The sequence below is a fragment of the Bradyrhizobium sp. SHOUNA76 genome, from assembly GCF_023006445.1.
Taxonomy (GTDB): Bacteria; Pseudomonadota; Alphaproteobacteria; order Rhizobiales; family Xanthobacteraceae; genus Bradyrhizobium.
This window is the reverse complement of the sequence record NZ_JALBHA010000644.1, coordinates 1-2,979: the sequence shown is the minus strand read 5'-3', so window position 1 is coordinate 2,979 and position 2,979 is coordinate 1. Positions and strand designations below refer to the sequence as shown.

Here is a 2,979-nt window from a genome sequence, read left to right as displayed (position 1 = left end):
GGCTTACTTGACGCGATCCTGAGCGCGGCTGCGCGAGACATGAGCAACTAAAACAACTATTTCCGCCACCCATCGAGGATCTCGGCTGCTGAAATGGGCTCAGCTCCGGCGTCTTGGCGATTGCCTTCAGGCAGGAGGCCACCGAGCGCTTGAACGGCTCGGTCGGCGCTTCCTTGGTATTGCGGAATTTGGAGTTGGAGGTGGTCATGTCACCTTGATCCGTCGTCCCGGCGAAGGCCGGGACGACACACCGAGAGAAATCAGCTGAGCGCCACGTTGACCGCCGATTCCGGCAGCTCCGCGTTGAAACAGCGCTGGTAGAACTCGGCGACCAGGGGGCGCTCGAGCTCGTCGCACTTGTTGAGGAAGGTGACGCGGAAGGCGAAGCCGATATCACCGAAAATGTCGGCGTTCTCAGCCCAGGTGATCACCGTGCGCGGGCTCATCACCGTCGACAGATCGCCGTTGGCGAAGGCGTTACGGGTGAGATCGGCAAGGCGCACCATCTTGTTGACGATGTCGCGGCCCTCAGTGGTGCGATAGTGCTTGGCCTTGGCCAGCACGATCTCCACTTCCTCGTCATGGCTGAGATAGTTCAGCGTGGTGACGATCGACCAGCGGTCCATCTGGCCCTGGTTGATCTGCTGGGTGCCGTGATAGAGGCCCGAGGTGTCGCCGAGACCAACCGTATTGGCGGTGGCGAACAGGCGGAACGCCGGATGCGGCTTGATCACCTTGTTCTGGTCGAGCAGCGTCAGGCGTCCGGAGACTTCCAGCACGCGCTGGATCACGAACATCACGTCCGGGCGGCCGGCGTCGTATTCGTCGAACACCAGCGCGACGTTGTTCTGCAGCGCCCAGGGCAAGATGCCGTCGCGGAATTCGGTGACCTGCTTGCCGTCGCGGACCACGATGGAATCCTTGCCGACGAGGTCGATACGGCTGATGTGGCTGTCGAGGTTGACGCGCACGCAGGGCCAGTTCAGGCGTGCCGCGACCTGCTCGATATGGGTGGATTTGCCGGTGCCGTGATAGCCGGTCACCATCACGCGGCGGTTGCGGGCAAAGCCGGCGAGAATGGCGAGCGTGGTGGCGCGATCGAAGCGATAGTCGGAATCGACTTCGGGCACATGAGGATCGACTTCGGAATAGGCGGGGACCTCGAGATCGCTGTCGATCCCGAACACCTGGCGCACCGACACCTTCATATCGGGCTGACCGGAAACTTCCTCAATTTTGGACAGGGCGGCGGTCGTCATCAATCCTCCGAGGTCCCGGGCGGTCCCGAAACCAGTTATTCGCACGTTGGCTGCGGCTGGGTGCTGAAAATCAACCTATCAGAGACAGATGGCCGGCAGAAGCCCGCCCACCAATCAAAGTTCCATTGTCTTTTCATTTAGATAGGTGAGGAACGCACTTTTTGGAGGGCTGCCTTGCGAATCACGCTCGAATTTCGAGCGGGGAAGGCGACTTGCCCACGCGAATGGCACTTTTACCGCCACTCCTTAACTAGGTAGGGTCTTCCCCAGGTCCATCGCCGAGACGAAAGACGACGTGACATCCTTCCTCGATCCCCTCATCTCCTTCGTCTCGGCCCATCCGTGGCTGGCCTATCTGACCCTGTTCCTGGCGGCGCTGCTCGAAGCCGTGCCAGTGGTGGGATCGGTGATCCCCGGATCGACCATCATCCTGGCGCTCAGCGCCCTGGTTCCGGGCGGCGAGCTGGCGCTGCCATGGGTGCTGCTCGCCGCTGCGCTTGGCGCCGTGCTCGGAGACGGCTCCGCCTACTGGATCGGGCACCGGCGGCAGCGCGAGATCCTCACCACCTGGCCGCTGACCAACTATCCGCGCGTGGTCGAAGAGAGCGAGAGCTTCTTCCACCGCTTCGGCGCCTGGGCCGTGTTCTTCGCCCGCTTCGTACCGCCGATCCGCGCCTTCGTGCCTGTGACCGCCGGCGCACTCGGCATGCCGCCCGCGAAGTTCTACGCGGTGAACATCCCGGCGATCCTGGTCTGGGCGCCGGCCCATGTGCTGCCCGGTGTGCTGGCCGTGTCGGCCCTGCACGAATATGCCGGGCTGCATCACCACGGGCATGTCGGCAAGCACATCTGGATGCTGACGGTGGTCGCGGTTGCGATCGTGCTGGGCGGGGCGGTGTGGATCTATCGCCGGCGGAATGGCAGCGTCGCGGAAGCGAAGCCGCGGGCGTAGGCGGCGCCACATTACAGGTGTCGTCCCTGCGAACGCATGCGTTCGCAGGGACGACATGGGAGAACGCTGCACTCACACCGGCTCTAACCAGCCCCCGTCCTCCGCCCCGGCGCCGGCCCCACATACCTTGCCCTTGGGCGTATCAACTTCCCGAACTGCAATTGCTCGCTCGCATGCGCGATCCAGCCGACGCTGCGGGCCATCGCGAACAGGGCGAGTTCGCTGCCGGCGGGCAGGCGCAGCGCGTGCACGAGCACGGCGAGTGCATAGTCGATGTTGACGAATTCGCCGGTTGCTTCCGCGATGCGCTCCGGCACCTCGCGGGTGAATTTGCGCGGTGCGCCGGCGCGAGAGAGCGCATTGAGCAGCGATTGCGCGCGGGGATCGCCGCGCTTGTAGACGCCATGGCCGAAGCCGGCAAAACGCTCGCCGAGCGCGACACGCTCGCGCACCATCGGGGCTACGTCGCGATCGATCAGCGTTTTCACGAGTTGCGAGGCCAGCACGCCGGCGCCGCCATGCTGCGGCCCTTTCAACGCGGCGAGACCGGCGATCACGGCGTCGTACAGGTTAAGGCCCGTCGAGGCCGCGCAGCGCGCGGTGAAGGTCGAGGCGTTCAGCTCGTGATCGGCGAGCAGAACCAGCGCGCGGCGAATCAGATCGGGCGCGTGCTTGTTGTCCGCCGCCCAGGCCTTCGCGATGTCCTCATGCAGCGGCGCGGCCGAGGGCTCGGCATTGAGCATGGTCGCAACCAGCAGGCGGACGATG

4 protein-coding genes are annotated in these 2,979 nt (G+C 64.4%); 1 reads left to right on the top strand and 3 read right to left on the bottom strand.

Going from position 1 to position 2,979, the window contains the following annotated elements; all coding sequences use genetic code 11:
• Both MOV74_RS34945 and cobS read right to left on the bottom strand, forming a co-directional pair.
• On the bottom strand, window positions 1-208 hold a 208-nt coding region (locus MOV74_RS34945; RefSeq protein ID WP_246931633.1), incomplete at its 3' end, for a hypothetical protein.
• A 52-nt stretch (window positions 209-260) separates the two neighbouring features.
• A complete protein-coding gene (gene cobS / locus MOV74_RS34940; protein ID WP_246931632.1) occupies window positions 261-1,259 on the bottom strand; it encodes a cobaltochelatase subunit CobS in 999 nt (332 codons plus the stop codon).
• Window positions 1,260-1,554: 295 nt separating this feature from the next.
• Here cobS and MOV74_RS34935 point away from each other — a divergent pair, with 295 nt between their 5' ends.
• Window positions 1,555-2,211 carry a DedA family protein gene (locus MOV74_RS34935; protein ID WP_246931631.1) on the top strand — a complete coding sequence of 219 codons (657 nt, stop codon included), beginning with the start codon at window positions 1,555-1,557 and terminating at the stop codon, window positions 2,209-2,211.
• 83 nt (window positions 2,212-2,294) lie between these two features.
• Here the strand turns inward: MOV74_RS34935 and MOV74_RS34930 are convergent.
• Window positions 2,295-2,979 (bottom strand): citrate synthase (locus MOV74_RS34930; RefSeq protein ID WP_246931629.1); only part of this gene is annotated, 685 nt, incomplete at its 5' end.

What these genes read in the sequence shown, in the direction of transcription:
- cobS (WP_246931632.1), bottom strand. Translation starts at nt 1,259, where the DNA reads ATGACGACCGCCGCCCTGTCCAAAATTGAGGAAGTTTCCGGTCAGCCC.